General features: G+C 67.4%; 13 protein-coding genes. 5 read left to right on the top strand and 8 right to left on the bottom strand.

Features of this window, described 5'->3' with window-relative positions; translation table 11 throughout:
• Nucleotides 1–166: 166 nt before the first annotated feature.
• Nucleotides 167–628: a YXWGXW repeat-containing protein gene (locus KQ910_RS10820; protein WP_216959464.1), complete on the bottom strand. Its 462-nt coding sequence runs from the start codon at nt 626–628 to the stop codon at nt 167–169.
• A gap of 124 nt (nt 629–752) precedes the next feature.
• Nucleotides 753–1,634 carry a DMT family transporter gene (locus KQ910_RS10815; RefSeq protein ID WP_216959461.1) on the bottom strand — a complete coding sequence of 294 codons (882 nt, stop codon included), beginning with the start codon at nt 1,632–1,634 and terminating at the stop codon, nt 753–755.
• A gap of 42 nt (nt 1,635–1,676) precedes the next feature.
• On the opposite strand from KQ910_RS10815, the gene KQ910_RS10810 reads away from it, so the two are divergent.
• Genes KQ910_RS10810 through glsA form a run of 3 tightly spaced genes read left to right on the top strand, consistent with a single transcriptional unit; the run spans nt 1,677 to nt 7,423 of the window.
• Entirely contained in the window at nt 1,677–2,534 is an 858-nt protein-coding gene (locus KQ910_RS10810) for a branched-chain amino acid aminotransferase (protein WP_216959458.1), read from the top strand.
• A gap of 59 nt (nt 2,535–2,593) precedes the next feature.
• Nucleotides 2,594–5,584 (top strand): response regulator, encoded by a 2,991-nt coding sequence (locus KQ910_RS10805; protein ID WP_229600379.1) that lies wholly within the window; start codon nt 2,594–2,596, stop codon nt 5,582–5,584.
• A gap of 3 nt (nt 5,585–5,587) precedes the next feature.
• Nucleotides 5,588–7,423, top strand: coding sequence for a glutaminase A (gene glsA / locus KQ910_RS10800; RefSeq protein ID WP_216959456.1), 1,836 nt, complete (start codon nt 5,588–5,590; stop codon nt 7,421–7,423).
• Here glsA and KQ910_RS10795 read toward each other — a convergent pair.
• Together KQ910_RS10795 and KQ910_RS10790 are read right to left on the bottom strand one after the other, a co-directional pair.
• Nucleotides 7,417–7,920, bottom strand: a complete 504-nt coding sequence (locus KQ910_RS10795) for an isoprenylcysteine carboxyl methyltransferase family protein (protein WP_216959454.1) — start codon at nt 7,918–7,920, stop codon at nt 7,417–7,419. The two genes, glsA and KQ910_RS10795, sit on opposite strands and share 7 nt — an antisense overlap.
• Before the next feature lie 10 nt (nt 7,921–7,930).
• Nucleotides 7,931–9,001: a type III polyketide synthase gene (locus tag KQ910_RS10790; protein WP_216959452.1), complete on the bottom strand. Its 1,071-nt coding sequence runs from the start codon at nt 8,999–9,001 to the stop codon at nt 7,931–7,933.
• Between the two features lie 183 nt (nt 9,002–9,184).
• On the opposite strand from KQ910_RS10790, the gene KQ910_RS10785 reads away from it, so the two are divergent.
• Nucleotides 9,185–10,906, top strand: a complete 1,722-nt coding sequence (locus KQ910_RS10785) for an N-acyl-D-amino-acid deacylase family protein (protein ID WP_216959450.1) — start codon at nt 9,185–9,187, stop codon at nt 10,904–10,906.
• Between the two features lie 43 nt (nt 10,907–10,949).
• On the opposite strand, the gene KQ910_RS10780 is transcribed toward KQ910_RS10785, so the two are convergent.
• Both KQ910_RS10780 and KQ910_RS10775 read right to left on the bottom strand, forming a co-directional pair.
• Nucleotides 10,950–12,602 carry a flavin-containing monooxygenase gene (locus tag KQ910_RS10780; RefSeq protein ID WP_216959448.1) on the bottom strand — a complete coding sequence of 551 codons (1,653 nt, stop codon included), beginning with the start codon at nt 12,600–12,602 and terminating at the stop codon, nt 10,950–10,952.
• 81 nt (nt 12,603–12,683) lie between these two features.
• The gene (locus KQ910_RS10775) at nt 12,684–13,367 is read right to left on the bottom strand and encodes a potassium channel family protein (protein WP_216959447.1); all 684 of its coding nucleotides are present in this window, start codon (nt 13,365–13,367) and stop codon (nt 12,684–12,686) included.
• A 114-nt stretch (nt 13,368–13,481) separates the two neighbouring features.
• Here KQ910_RS10775 and KQ910_RS26970 point away from each other — a divergent pair, with 114 nt between their 5' ends.
• Nucleotides 13,482–13,613 (top strand): hypothetical protein, encoded by a 132-nt coding sequence (locus KQ910_RS26970; protein ID WP_255560192.1) that lies wholly within the window; start codon nt 13,482–13,484, stop codon nt 13,611–13,613.
• Between the two features lie 10 nt (nt 13,614–13,623).
• On the opposite strand, the gene KQ910_RS10770 is transcribed toward KQ910_RS26970, so the two are convergent.
• On the bottom strand, nt 13,624–13,836 hold the full coding sequence (locus KQ910_RS10770; RefSeq protein ID WP_216959444.1) for a hypothetical protein: 213 nt from the start codon (nt 13,834–13,836) through the stop codon (nt 13,624–13,626).
• Nucleotides 13,837–13,900: 64 nt separating this feature from the next.
• Nucleotides 13,901–14,479, bottom strand: a complete 579-nt coding sequence (locus KQ910_RS10765) for a hypothetical protein (protein WP_216959442.1) — start codon at nt 14,477–14,479, stop codon at nt 13,901–13,903.
• Between the last annotated feature and the right edge of the window lie 18 nt (nt 14,480–14,497).

Raw genomic sequence — 14,497 nt, 5'->3', positions numbered from 1 at the left:
TGTTGTTTCCTCCTGGGTCGTCGCCCCGGGGCAACATTCCCCTGCGCGACATTCCTCGGAAGACCTTAGTACGGCGCCAGCCTGCGGCAACTGCTTCCTTCTCGGACGAGCACCAGAACCGGAAACGGGGCGCCGAAGCGCCCCGTTCCCGTCTATTGACGACCATCTACTGATGGCGGCGATTGTTGTTGATCGGGTCGACGGCGTTGGAAATGCCATCGCGATCCTTGTCGCCCCAAGCCTGATTGGGGCGGTTGTCGTGGCGGTCGACGCGGTCGGGAATACCGTCGCCGTCCCTATCCCAGCGGCTGGCCTGATAGCGCCAGCGCTCGCGGCCGTTATCGGTGTAGCGCTCCCAGCGATCGGGAACGTAGCGATACCCCGGACGTGCCTGCTGCCAGGTCCCGGGCGTCCAGACATACTGGTCGTTAACCAGCCTGTAGGCGCCCGGCGCCCACACATAGCCGGGTCGGGGGGCGGGCATGGCCTCGTAGGGCGGCGGCGGCGGTGCCGAACCGAAGGTGATGGTCACCTGGGCGTTGGCGGGCTGAAAGGGAGCCATCGCCACTGTCGCGGTGGCGAGCGTCGCAGCCGCGGCGAGAGTCGTGAGAGCAATTCGCTTCAACATCTTCTGCCTCCATTCCGCGCGGCATTGCCCGCGCCATGGTTGGTAATACGCAGCCGGCCGTTACGCCGTTGCCTTTACACTCAGGGAATTCCGGCGCGCATTCGGCCGCTTTTTCGTCACCGCGTCAGGTTCCGCCGAGAAGCAGAAGAATCACGCCGGCTACACTCACCAGGATTCCAAGCAGTCCGATCGCGTGGAGCTGTTCGCCGCGCAGGAATATCCAGCTCAGCACCACACCGATGAGAGGAAAGAGCGCGACCAGCGGCGCGACGACCGTGATCGACCCCAGCCCGAGCGCCGCATAGAGAAGGAAGGTCGCGCTGCCATTGGCGAAGCCGACACACAGGAACCACAGCACGCCGCTGCGCATCGCCGGTCCTTCTCTCAGCGCGCGGCGACCGACAAGCGAGACGATCACCACCGTCGAAAGAGCGTAACCGATCGCCGCGGCCGCCAGCGGCTCGGGCCACAGGGCAAGTCCCGTCTTGATCGCCGGCTGGATCGCGCCGCGCACCAGGGCCGCGGCAAGCGGCAGGCCCAGCACCCAGACCGACCAGTGGCGCCCGCCGGTGCCGCCGCGCAACGCCAGCAGCGCCACGCCACCCACCACCATCGCGAGACCGCTGAGTTGCAAGAGGCCGAGATGCTCGCCCAGGAACAGCACCGCGCCCAGCACGGCGAAGATCGGTGTCACGTTGCCGACCGCGCCCGCGACCGCCGGCCCCAGCCGCTCGTTCGAGCGCACCGAGAGGATCGACACCACGACGGGGAAGATGCAGCCGACGCCCGCGAAGATCAGCGCCGCATCGAGATTGAAGGTGCTCCAGTCGACGAACACGAAAGCGGCCAGCCAGGCCACCACCAGCGCCCCGCCGATGGAATAGAGGGGCGAGCGCCATGACGGCATGGTCCGTAGCCCGAACTGGGTCAGGATCAACGCCAGGGCGAAGCAGAATGCCGCACCCAGCGCCAGGAGCATCGGGGCCAGGTTGGCCGTGCCGCTCATCGTCTGCTATGTCCGCCCGCTTCGAGGACGGACGAGGGAAAAATGGACACGCTCACCTACTGGAACGGCACGTGGCACGAGGGCAACCCGGCAATCCTGGGCCCGCGCGACCACGCCTTCTGGCTGGGCTCCATGGTATTCGACGGCGGGCGCGCCTTCGAGGGCTGCGGCCCCGACCTCGACCTCCATGCGGAACGCGTCGTGCGATCGGCGCGGGCGATCGGCCTGAACCCGAGCCAGACGCCGGAAGAGATCCTGAAGCTGATGCACGAGAGCGTCCGCCGCTTCGGCCCCAAGGCCGAACTCTACGTCCGGCCGATGTTCTGGGCCGGCAAGGGCGGCGCCGGGCCGATTTCGGTCGATCCCGACTCCGCGCAGTTCCTGCTCTGCACCTATATCTCGCCGATGCGCGCCGGCACGCCTCTCACCCTCGGCCTCTGCCGCTCGATTCGCCGGCCCGCGCCCGAGACCGCGCCGACCGACGCCAAGGCGAGCTGCCTCTATCCCAATTCCTCGCGCGGCGTCGCGGAGATGCTGAAGCGCGGCTTCAACAACGGCGTCGTGCTGGACCCGCTGGGCAACGTGGCGGAGACCTGCAGCTCCAACATCTTCCTCGCCCGCAACGGCGTGGTCGCGACGCCGGTGCCGAACGGAAGCTTCCTGGCCGGTATCACGCGGCTGCGCACGGTGAAGCTGCTGCGCTCGGCCGGCATCACGGTCGAGGAACGCACCATTACCCCAGCCGAACTCGACGATGCCGACGAGATCTTCACCACCGGCAACGCCGGCAAGGTCCAGCCGGTCAGCCGCTACGAGAGCCGCGACCTGCAGCCCGGACCGATCGCCGCCCGTGCCCACGACCTCTACATCGCCTTCGCCCGAACGCAGCGCGTGATCTGACCAGCCGCCGGCCGGGCGCCGCGCTTGCAGGACGGTCGCGAATCGATGACTGTCCGGCCATGAATTCCGAGGAACGCGACCCCCGCTTCCTTGCCGGCGGCGGCGAGATGGGCGCGCTGATGCGCGCCCATGACTGGTCGTCCTCGCCGCTTGGCCCGCCCGAAGGCTGGCCCCAGTCGCTGCGCACGGCGGTCCGGCTGATGCTGAACTGCGGCCACCCAATGTACATCTGGTGGGGACCCGAGCTCCTCTGCTTCTACAACGACGCCTACCGTCAATCGATCGGCCCGGAGCGGCACCCTTCCTCACTCGGCCAGCCGGGCCGGGCCGTATGGGAGGAGATCTGGCCCATCATCGGCCCGCAGATCGACCAGGTCATGACAGGCCGCGGGGCCACCTGGCACGAGAACCACCTCGTGCCGATCACGCGCAACGGGCGGCGCGAGGACGTCTACTGGACCTACAGCTACAGCCCCATCGACGACGCCGAGGCGCGCTACGGCGTGGGCGGCGTACTGGTGGTGTGCAGCGAAACCACGCAGAAGGTCCTGACCGAGCAGCGTCTCATGGCCGAGATCGAGCGCCAGCGCCGCATGTTCCAGAAGGCGCCGGGCTTCATCGCCGTGCTGACCGGCCCCGACCATGTCTATGAATATGTGAACGAAGCCTATGTCGCGATCGCCGGCCAGCGCGACTTCATCGGTCGCAGCGTGCGCGAGGTGCTGCCCGACCTAGAGGGCCAGGGCTTCTACGAACTGCTGGACAACGTCTATGGCACAGGCGAGCGCTTCATCGCGCGCGCCATGCCTGTTCGCCTCGCCAGCGATGCCAGCACGCGCTACATCGATTTCGTCTATGAGCCGATGCGCGACGAGTCCGGCGCCGTCTACGGCATCTTCGTGGGCGGCAACGACATCACGGCCCACAAGGAAGCCGAGCGGCAAGCCCTTCTCAACGAGGAATCGCTCCGGCTGACCACCGAAGCCGCCGAGATCGGCATCTGGGACGTCGATTTCGTCACCGACAGGCTGAACTGGTCCCCCCGCACGAAAGCGATGTTCGGTTTCTCGCCCGACGCGATCTGCACGCTGGACGATTTCTACGCGGGCCTTCACCCCGAGGACCGGGACGCCACGATCCGGGCGTTCGGCGCAGCCCTCGATCCCGCCGTTCGCGCGACCTACGATGTCCAGTACCGCACCGTCGGGCATGACGATGGCGTGGTGCGCTGGATCGCAGCCAAGGGCAAGGGACTGTTCGACGCCGAGGGCAAGTGCTACCGCGCGGTCGGCACCGCCATCGACATCAGCGCGGCCAAGCTCGCCGATGCGCGTCATGCCTTCATGCTCGAACTGAGTGACGCGCTGCGCGGCAGCGACACCGACGCCGCCCTCGACAAGGCCTGCGCCCTGATGGGCCGGTTCTTCGGCGTGTCGCGCGTGGGCTACGGCCATCTCGATCCGGTCGAGGATATGTTCGACTACTCGGCGTGCTGGACCGACGGACGCGCCCAGCCGCTGCTCGGCCGCGTCCCGGCCCGCTCCTTCGGCATCAAGATCGTGAACAGGCTTGGCGCAGGCGAGACCGTGGTGGTGGACGATCTGCAGACCGATCCGCTGAGCGACGAGGAAGAGACCCGCGCCACCGCCCGCGCCGTTGACACGCGCGCCGTCCTCGTCGTGCCCTTCGTGCGGGCCGGCCGCCTGCGCACCATCGTCTATCTCAACGACCGCCCGGTCCGTCACTGGCAGCCCGGCGAGATCGCCTTCATGCAGGAGGTCGCCGAGCGCACCCGCCAGGTGATCGAGCGCGGCGAGGCCGAGGCCGCCTTGCGCGCGCTGAACGCCACGCTGGAGGCGCGGGTCGAGGCCCGCACGGCCGAACTGCGCGCGGCCGAAGACGCGCTGCGACAGTCGCAGAAGATGGAGGCGATCGGCCAGCTCACGGGCGGCATCGCCCACGACTTCAACAACCTGCTGCAGGGCATCACGGGCAGCCTCGACCTCGTGCAGCGGCGCGTCGGCCAGGGACGGCTGGGCGATCTCGACCGTTTCATCAGCGGCGCCATCGCCTCGGCGAACCGCGCCGCCGCCCTCACCCATCGCCTGCTGGCCTTCTCCCGGCGCCAGCCGCTCGATCCACGCCCGGTGCAGGTCAATCCGCTGGTGGGCTCGATGGAGGAGCTGCTGCGGCGAACCCTCGGCGAGCGCATCGATCTCAACCTCAGCCTCGCCGACGGGCTTTGGCTCACGCGCTGCGACGCCAACCAGCTCGAATCGGCCATCCTTAATCTTGCGATCAACGCGCGCGACGCCATGCCGGCGGGCGGCCGGCTGGTGATCGAGACGCGGAACCGGCACATCGGCGAGGCCGAAGCCGCGGCGCACGCCGATCGGCCGGCCGGCGACCATGTCGACATTTCCGTCGTCGATACCGGCACCGGCATGGACGCCGAGACGATCGCCCGCGCCTTCGAACCGTTCTTCACCACCAAGCCGATGGGTCAGGGCACCGGCCTCGGCCTCTCCATGATCTACGGCTTCGCGCGCCAATCCGGAGGCTATGCCTGGATCGACAGCGCCGTGAGCCGCGGCACGACGGTACATCTCTGCCTGCCCCGCTTCGAGGGCGAGGCCGATGCCGAAGATTCTGCGGGCGCAGCAGCCGGGGACGCCGCCATCGAAACCGGCGAGACCGTCCTGGTGATCGAGGACGAGCCGGTCGTGCGCAATCTCGTCGTCGAGGTGCTGGAGGATCTCGGGTATCGCGCCATCGAAGCGGTGGACGGGCCGAGCGGCCTCGAGATCGTGCAATCGGCGCAGCGCATCGACCTGCTGATCACCGACGTCGGACTGCCGGGGTTGAACGGCCGCCAGGTGGCCGACGCCGCCCGCGCGCTGCGGCCCGATCTGAAAGTCCTGTTCATGACCGGCTATGCCGAGAATGCCGCGCTGGTCTTCGGCGCGCTCGATGCCGGCATGACCGTCATCACCAAGCCCTTCACCATGGACGCGCTGGCGACGCGCGTCCGCGAGATCATCGAGGCGTAGCAGATGGACGAATCACAAGTTTCGGCGGCTGAGCTCCCGCTCGCCCGCTTCCTCGCGCGCTGCCATGCGGAGTATTCCCAGGACCAGAGCGGCGAGGTCGCCGCGTACATTCCCGAGCTCGCGCTCGCCAACCCGGCGCACTTCGGCATCGCCGTCACGACGGTCGATGGTTACGTGTACGAGATCGGCGACAGCACTGTCGAATTCACGATCCAGTCGATCTCCAAGGCGTTTGTGTTTGCCCTGGCGCTGGAGACGGTCGGCGCCGAGCGGGTCGAATCGATCGTGGGAGTCGAGCCGAGCGGCGACGCCTTCAACTCCATCCGGCTAGGCTCGGACAATCGGCCCTTCAACCCGATGGTCAATGCCGGCGCGATCGCGTGCACCGGCCTGATCTGCGAACGCGAGCAGGATGGTGCCTTCGACTGGCTGCTGCAGGCGCTGAGCCGCTTTGCCGGACGGCGGCTGGAGGTCGACGAGCCTACCTTCCGCTCCGAGCGCGAATCCGGCGACCGAAACCGGGCCATCGCCTATCTGCTGCGCAACCACGGCGTTCTCCAGGGCGACGTCGACCAGGTTCTCGACGTCTATTTCCGCCAGTGCGCTCTGCGCGTCTCGGCACGGGACCTGTCCGTCATGGCGGCGACGCTGGCGCACAAGGGCCGCAATCCGCTGACCGGCGAGCAGGTCGTCTCTTCCTATGCCGTGGCGCGGACGCTCTCGGTCATGACCAGCTCGGGCATGTACGATTCGGCCGGCCGCTGGGTCTATCGTGTCGGCATTCCGGCCAAGAGCGGCGTGGGCGGCGGCATCGTGGCTTCCCTGCCCTCGCAGCTCGGCCTCGGCACCTACTCGCCGCTGATCGACGACCAGGGCAACAGCATCCGCGGTCTGCGGACCTGCGAGGCGCTGTCGACCCATTTCGGGCTGCACATGCTCAACCGCGTTGGCGACGTGCGGACCTGCATTGCCGCGAGCTACGACGTGGGCAGCGTATCGTCGCGCCGCAGCCGGCCGCCGCGCGAGCAGGCCATCCTGGAGGCCCACCACGGCGAGGGCGCGATCCTCGAACTGACCGGCGCGCTCAGCTTCGGCAACATCGAGTATCTCTCGCGGCGCATCCGCAACCTTCGTTCGGGCCTGCGCTATCTCATCCTGGACCTCCGCCGCGTGCCGTCCGTCAGCGAGGCGTCGCTGCGGCTGCTGGCCGACGTGCTCGACGATCTCGCGCAGGGGCACGTCCAGGTGGTGTTCAGCGGCATTGCCCGCGGAACGCCCATCGAGCAGTCGCTGTCCGAGTGGCTCCCCGACCGCTCCGGCGTGCGCCGGATCGGGCTCCTCGACGAAGCCATCGAGTGGGCGGAGGACAGCATCATCCACAGCGAGACCGGCGATCTCGAGCTGGGGACGTCGACCGATCTTCATGAGCAGGAACTGCTGAGCGGATTGGAAGACGACGAGCTTTCCGCGCTCGAGGCACTGCTGGTCCAGCGCGAATATCGGACCGGCGAGCGGCTGATCTCGGCCGGGGAACCGGCATCGTCGCTGATGTTCGTGGCCAGCGGCATCGTCAGCGTCCGGCTGCAGAGCGGCGTGCGCCTCGCTACCCTGTCCGCGGGCATGGCGGTCGGCGAGATGGCCCTGCTCGAGACTGCCCGATCGGCGGATGTCTGGGCCGATACCAAGGTGGCCTGCCTCGAACTGGCGCTCGACGCCTTCGCCCGCTTCCGCGCCAGCCATCCACGCGCCGGCGAGAGGATCATGGCCAATCTCGCCCGTCTGCTCGCCAAGCGCCTGATCGTCGCCAACAACAAGATCGAGGTGCTGGCCTCCTACTGAGGCGCGAGGGCCGCCGCCTCGGCCCGGATGCGGATCCACATCATCGCCGCGTTGAGGATCGTGAAGACGAGACCGAAGGCTGCAAGGCCGAAGGCAAGAGGCAGGACGAGGATCTCGCCCGCCACCACCCAGTAGTTGGGGTGCGAGACGAAGCGATAGGGGCCGCGCCTCACCAGGGGCTCGCCCGGCAGGACGACAATGCGTGTGGTCCAGCGGCCGCCGAGCGAGGCGATCACCCAGACTCTCCCCAGCTGCAGGACAACGAAGATGCCGAGCCACGCGAGGTTCACCTCCTGCCCGACGGGCGCCCGAAGGACGGCGAAGTACCAGAGGCCCAGCAGCCAGGCGGCATGCATGGCCACGATCAGCGGATAGTGCGCCGCTCCGACCTCGCGCCCGCCGCGGGCCAGCAGCCGCTTCGTATTGCGGCGCGCCAGCACGAGTTCACCCAGACGCTGCGCCGTGACCAATGCCAGGATGACGGCCGCCCAACTCATCGCCTCGCACTCACGCCGCGCGGACCAGGGACAGGCAACTGCAGGTGAAGCCGGGCCCCAGCGCCGTCAGCACCGTGCGCCTCGGAAGCCCGGCGGCCACGAGCCGTTCCAGGACGAAGAGCACGGTCGGGGCCGACATGTTTCCATACTGGCGCAGCACCTCACGCTCGTGATCGAGCGCGCCCGTCTCAAGCCGCAACGTGGTCTCCAGCGCCGTGATCACCTTGGCGCCGCCCGGATGGCAGGCGAAGCGATCCACCGATTCGCGCGCCACGCCGAGACGGGACAGGATGCCCTCGACCGCCGGCCCGACCTGCTGCTCGGCGAAGGGCGGGATGGAGCGGTCGAACACGACGCCGAGCCCGGTCGGGTCGACCTTCCAGCCCATGATGTCGAGCGTGTCCGGCCACAGATGCTCGCCCGCGCCTTCGATCCGCGCGATACCCGCTTCGCCCGCGCCAGCGCGGACCACGCAGGCTGCCGCGCCGTCGCCAAAGAGGGCGGTTGCGACCATGTTGGCCGGCGTCAGCTGATCCATGCGGAACGCCGCAGTACAGATCTCGATCGCCACGAACAGGACGGTGGACCCGGGCCGCGCGGACGCCAGGCGACCGGCGAGCGCCAGCCCGGAGACGCCACCCGCGCATCCCAGGCCGAACACCGGCACGCGCTCGACATCGGGGCGGAACCCCATGCGGCGCGCCGCGCGCGCTTCGAGACTGGGCGTGGCGACACCGGTCGAGGAGATCGTGACGATCGTGTCGACATCGGACGCGGCACATCCCGCCGCCGCAAGCGCGCGAGTCGCCGCCTCGACGAACAGGTCGTGGGCGCCTTCGAGATAAGCCGCGTTGCGCTCCGGCCAACCGAGCGTCGAGAGATACCAGTCGAGCGGCATGACGGTGTGACGCGCTTCGATGCCCGACGTGGTGAAGACGGGGGCCATCCGGTCGAACGCAGCGTAGCGATGCGCGAAGATTCCGCGGGCCGCCGCGGCCGCCTCGGTCTGCAGCAGCCGGTGCGGCGGCAGGGCATGGGCGACGGACAACAGGGTGACGGGGACGCTTGAGTGACGGTCCATGGCCACCATAAACGCCCCGGTTGCGGCCAAACCAAGTCACGTTTTCCTGACGACCGGCCGAAGCGGAGAGCGCGGGGTGTTATTTCACCGACCAGGAAACATCTTTGCGGGCGTTTTCCCGCTCCCGGCGGAATGCTAGGCAGCAAAGGGCGACATTCTCGCGGAATGCCCACGGAGGGAGCTATGGCCGCCTCATACGACTTGATCGTGCGCAACGGAACCGTGATCGATGGCACCGGAAGCGCGCCCCGCCACGCCGACGTTGCGGTGCAGGACGGTCGCATCGCCGCCATCGGTCGCATAGACGGCAGCGGCCGCGAGGAGATCGACGCCCGAGGACTCACGGTGACACCGGGCTTCGTCGACGTCCACACGCATTACGACGGACAGGTGACCTGGGACGACCGCTTCTCGCCCTCGTCGGGCCATGGCGTGACGACGGTGCTGATGGGCAATTGCGGCGTCGGCTTCGCGCCCTGCCGGCCGCAGGATCGCGACACGCTGATGAACGTCATGGAGGGCGTCGAGGACATTCCCGAGCTGGTCATGCGCGAGGGCGTGCCGTGGAACTGGCAGAGCTTTCCCGACTATCTCGAGGCGTTGTCGAAGCGGCAGTGCGACATCGACTTTGCGACGCAGGTGCCGCATGCGCCGCTGCGCGTCTTCGTGATGGGCCGCCGCGGCGTCGACCGCGAGCCCGCGACGGCGGCGGACATGGCGGAAATGGCCAGGCTGGTGGAAGAAGGGCTCGACGCCGGCGCGCTGGGCTTCTCGACATCGCGCTCGCTGTTCCATCGCACGCCCGACGGCGCGCTGACGCCGACCATCACCGCGGGCGAGGAAGAGCTGGCGGCGATCGCTCGCGGCATGCGCCGGGCCGGCAAGGGCGTCATCCAGCTCCTCGACGACTTCCAGGACACCACGGCCGAAGGCGCCACCGAGTTCGCCATGCTGCGCCGGCTGGTCGAACTGTCGGGACGCCCGCTCTCCTTCACCCTGCTCGACATCTCGCTCTATCCCGGCCGCTGGCAGACCCTGCTGCGAGAGATCGAGCGCGCCCATCGTGACGGGCTGACGATCCGCGGCCAGGTCGCGGCGCGCCCCGTGGCCGTGCTCTACGGGCTCGAACTCTCGTTCCACCCCTTCTCGACCTGCCCGAGCTACCGCGAGGTCGACGGGCTTCCGCTCGAGGCCAAGCTGGCGAAGCTGCGCGATCCGGCGATGAAGGCGAAGCTTCTCCAGGAACAGCCCTCCTATCGCAACCCGCAGATGCTCGCCTTCATGCGCAGCGTCGCCAACATGTTCGTACTGGGCGATCCGCCCGACTACACGCCGCCGGCCGACCGGCGACTCGACGCCCGCGCCGCCAAGCTCGGTATCACGCCGCTCGAACTCGCCTACGACCTGCTGGTGAGCGGCGATGGCCGCACGATCCTGTTCCATCCCGGCGCCAACTACACAGACTGTTCCGACGCCAACATGGCCAGCATGTTGCGCCACGACCATACGGTGATGGCACTGGGCGACGGCGGTGCACATTACGGGCTGATCTGCGACGCGAGCTATACGACGCACGCCCTCACCTACTGGACGCGCGACCGCAAGGGCGAGCGCTGGCCGCTGCCCTGGGCGATCCAGCAGCTCACCGATGTGCCGGCGCGCGCCGTTGGCCTCGGCGATCGCGGCCGGCTGCAGATGGGCTACAAGGCAGACATCAACGTAATCGACCTCGACCGGCTGAAAGTCTCCGCGCCGCATCCGGTCCACAATCTGCCGGGTGGCGGCCGTCGCCTGGAACAGAAGGCCGAGGGCTATCGCGCCACGATCGTGGGCGGCGAAGTGACGTATCGCGACGGCGAATTCACCGGCGCGAAGCCGGGCCGATTGGTGCGCGGGGCACGGTAGTCCTTGTCATCCTGAGGCGAAGCCGAAGGATCCTTCGCTTCGCTCAGGATGACAGCTTGAACCCCTCATATCCGTTCGCCGCGATCTCCTCGCACTTCTGGCGATACTTCGGCGCGCCGCCGGCATAGGCCATGAAGGTGCGATTGAGGCGGCCGGGGACGTTCTTGTTCACACCGGTCATCCAGGAATCGACCTTGGTGAGCAGCAGCCGCGATCCGGTGTCGTAGACATGGGCGGTCCACGCCGTCTCGGCCTCCGGCGTCGCCTCGATGCGGGTGAGGCCCTTGTCGCGCATGTAGCCCAGCAGGTCGGACACGAACTCGACGTTCTGCTCGATGCAGCGCGGCAGGTTGCAGAAGGTCGCCGCGTTGTGCGGGCCAACCAGGGTCAGCATGTTGGGGAAGCCCGCGACGTTCAGGCCGAGATAGGTGTGCGGCCCGTCGGCCCACTTGGCCCGCAGCTTCTCGCCGCCGCGGCCCTGGAAGTCGATGCGGTCGAAGGCGCCGGTGATGGCGTCGAAGCCGGTCGCATAGATGATCATGTCGAATTCGTAGTCTTCGCCGCCGACGCGCAGGCCCTTCTCGGTGACACGCTCGATCGGCGTCTCGCGGATATCGACCAGCTTCACGTTGGGCTGGTTGTAGACCTCGAAGTAGCCGCTCTCGAGCGGGACGCGGCGCGTGCCGTAGCCGTGGTTCCTGGGAATCAGTTTGTCGGCGATCTTCGGATCGTTCACGCGGGCGCGGATCTTCTTGATCACGAACGCGGTGAGCGCGTCGTTCGCCGCCTGGTCCATCAGCACGTCGCGGAAATTGCCCTGCCAGAAAGCAAAGCCGGGCGTGTTGTAGAGCTTCTCGAAGAAGGCCTCGCGCTCCTCCGGCGTCACGTCGGTCGAATGGCGCGGATCGGCGGTATGGACGAAGCAGCCCCAGTTCTCGCGGCACTGGGCGAATATCTCATCGTAGCGCGAGCGGATGTCGGCCATCGTCTCGGGTTCGATCTTGCTGTTGCGCAGCGGCGTGCACCAGTTGGGCGTGCGCTGGAACACGGTGAGATGCCCCACGGTCTTGGCGATCTCGGTGATGGCCTGCACGCCCGACGCGCCGGTGCCGATCACCGCGACGCGCTTGCCCGCGAAGCTGACGGGATGATGCGGCCACAGGCCGGTGTGCCAGGATTCGCCCTTGAAATCCTCGATGCCGGGAATCGTCGGCATGGTCGGCGACGACAGCGGCCCAATCGCGGTGATGAGGAAGCGCGCGCGGGCGCGGCCGCCGGTCTCGAACGTCACTTCCCATTCGTTGGCGGCCTCGTCCCAGTGCGCGGCCTTCACGCGGGTGTTGAAGGTGATGTCGCGGCGCAGGTCGAACTTGTCGGCCAGGAATTCGCAGTAGCGCAGGTTCTCGGGCTGGCCGGAGAAATGCTCCTTCCAGTCCCATTCCTTCAGCACTTCCGGCGAGAAGGAGAAACCGTAGGTCCAGCTTTCCGAATCGAAGCGTGCGCCGGGATAGCGGTTCCAGTACCAGGTGCCGCCGACGCCGCCCCCCGCTTCGTAGACGCGCGCCTTGAAGCCCATCTGGCGCAGCTTCAGGAGCTGGTACATGCCCGACAGGCCGGCGCCGATGACGATGGCGTCCCAGCGTTCCACCGTATCCGGGGTCTCGCGTGTCCGTACCGCTTCAGCCGCGATGCTCATGGCGTTCCTCATCTCACTTTGCTGGATAGTATAGCGCGGCCGGCGGCATTGCGACGATGCGCACAGCGATACCGAAGGCCACTAACGCGAATGCTTCGTCGAGCCGTACATGTTGGCCAGCCGCGCGATCAGGAAGGCGACGTACATGACGCCCAGCACCTGCTCGATCACGATCAGCGCTCGGGCCATGGGCGTCGCCGGCGTGATCTCGCCGAAACCCGTCGAGGTCAGAACGGTGAAGGAAAAGTACATCAGGTCCGACCAGTTGAGCTTGCCGTCCGATCCATGCGCGATCGTGGCGTGGAAGGCGTGCGGCTGGAACACCTGCAGGAAACCGAACAGGCTGGCAAAGGACAGGGCGATCAGGATGTAGGACGCGACGGCGCCGAACACCTTGTCGGTGGTGATCGGTCGGCGGTCGAGCACATAGCGCAGGAGCGCGATGGTGATGGCGCCGACGAAGACCGCCGTCGACCCCAGCGCGATCGGACGCAGCCCGCCAAAGCCCATGCGATCGGCGATCAGCGCATCGACGGTGATGAATCCGAAGACACCCAGCCCCCAGAGGACGGGCCGTTCGAGGCGAAGCGCCCAGACCGCCAGCACGAGGACCGTGAACAGCGCCACGCCCAGCACCGAACCGCCGATCGCCGAGCCGGCAAGCAACGGATTGAGCACCGTGAAAAGGCACAGGGCGGCTACCAGAGCACTGCAGCGGTTGCGGCGCACATAGGCGATGCGGCGCAGCATGCGATTTCGGTTCATTTCTCGGCCATGGGCCCTACCCCAGGTTCTCCCCAATCCTAGCCGGAGAAGACGCCGAACGCGGCAACCAAAAGCCAGAAGCCCGCGTTCCTCTCGCAATTGGAGGAATTTGCCATGTTCCGCAGGGTTCTAGCGTCCCTCGGTCTTCTCGTCCTGGTTCTGACCGCCTGCGACCAGCAGATCCTGGTTGCCGGCCCGACCCAGGATCCGGGCCACTACGAGGTCGTGGGGCTGGTGGCCGAATGATCGCGGGGATCTAGCCCCGCGATAGCGCCCCCAGGACGCCGATCACCAGTCCCAGGACCAACAGGCCGACACAGACCATCATGGCGATTTGCGCCCGCTTGAAGTGATGGCGGTGGTGAGCCGTCATTTCATGTTCGTGAATTCGCCTGTTGAAGTGGCCGAAATGCCAGAGCGCACCCAGCGCCGCAAAGATGCCGAGCAGCCAGAACGGCGCGAACAGCATCCAGATTTCCACGTCGGTACCCACAAGATCCCCCTGATGTTGCCTCTCTCTTAGGCCGGATCGGCTAGCGGGCAAACCACGGATTGAAGGGCGAGCGGTACCAGCGCCGGTCGTCGAACAACGTCAGGAACAGCTGGACGAACATCTGGCCTAGCCGGGGATCCTCCGGCCCATTGGCCTGCGTCCAGGCCGTGGTCTGCGACAGAGCAAGGTCGTTGCGGCAGTAGATTCCGAAGACATAGACACGGCCCGGCGTACGCGGCTCCGTCGGCTTCTTCAGGAAGATCTGGCCGGCACACACACGCGCGGCGGTGAGATCGTTGGCCGGATCGAAGACCAGAACGAGTCGATAGTCGGGGCGCAGCTGCTCGGGCGGCTGCTGGTAGGTGAAGGTGAGGGCCGGTCGCGGCTTGTTGGCCTGCATGACCGGCAGCATCCGCTGCTTCGCCTCCTCGACCGGCATCTGCGGGAAGGGATTGCCTGCGACGATCACGCGGAAGAAGCGGCCGTCGGTCGCCGCCCAGAACTCGGAGAAATCATATTCCGGCGCGTAGTCAACGCCGCCCACGGTCTGCGTACGGGCGGCCTGAAGACCGCCCAGCAGCATCATGGTCACGAGGAGAACACACCGCAGGACGGTCATTTATGGGAGCTTTTCGCC

Source organism: Reyranella humidisoli (genome assembly GCF_019039055.1).
GTDB lineage: Bacteria > Pseudomonadota > Alphaproteobacteria > Reyranellales > Reyranellaceae > Reyranella > Reyranella humidisoli.
Note: the sequence above shows the minus strand (reverse complement) of the source record. Positions and strands in the feature narration are given on the sequence as shown.

Coding starts and splice junctions, on each gene's coding strand:
- KQ910_RS10820 (WP_216959464.1), bottom strand. CDS start 628: ATGTTGAAGCGAATTGCTCTCACGACTCTCGCCGCGGCTGCGACGCTC.
- KQ910_RS10815 (WP_216959461.1), bottom strand. CDS start 1,634: ATGAGCGGCACGGCCAACCTGGCCCCGATGCTCCTGGCGCTGGGTGCG.
- KQ910_RS10810 (WP_216959458.1), top strand. CDS start 1,677: ATGGACACGCTCACCTACTGGAACGGCACGTGGCACGAGGGCAACCCG.
- KQ910_RS10805 (WP_229600379.1), top strand. CDS start 2,594: ATGAATTCCGAGGAACGCGACCCCCGCTTCCTTGCCGGCGGCGGCGAG.
- glsA (WP_216959456.1), top strand. CDS start 5,588: ATGGACGAATCACAAGTTTCGGCGGCTGAGCTCCCGCTCGCCCGCTTC.
- KQ910_RS10795 (WP_216959454.1), bottom strand. CDS start 7,920: ATGAGTTGGGCGGCCGTCATCCTGGCATTGGTCACGGCGCAGCGTCTG.
- KQ910_RS10790 (WP_216959452.1), bottom strand. CDS start 9,001: ATGGACCGTCACTCAAGCGTCCCCGTCACCCTGTTGTCCGTCGCCCAT.
- KQ910_RS10785 (WP_216959450.1), top strand. CDS start 9,185: ATGGCCGCCTCATACGACTTGATCGTGCGCAACGGAACCGTGATCGAT.
- KQ910_RS10780 (WP_216959448.1), bottom strand. CDS start 12,602: ATGAGCATCGCGGCTGAAGCGGTACGGACACGCGAGACCCCGGATACG.
- KQ910_RS10775 (WP_216959447.1), bottom strand. CDS start 13,367: ATGAACCGAAATCGCATGCTGCGCCGCATCGCCTATGTGCGCCGCAAC.
- KQ910_RS26970 (WP_255560192.1), top strand. CDS start 13,482: ATGTTCCGCAGGGTTCTAGCGTCCCTCGGTCTTCTCGTCCTGGTTCTG.
- KQ910_RS10770 (WP_216959444.1), bottom strand. CDS start 13,836: ATGCTGTTCGCGCCGTTCTGGCTGCTCGGCATCTTTGCGGCGCTGGGT.
- KQ910_RS10765 (WP_216959442.1), bottom strand. CDS start 14,479: ATGACCGTCCTGCGGTGTGTTCTCCTCGTGACCATGATGCTGCTGGGC.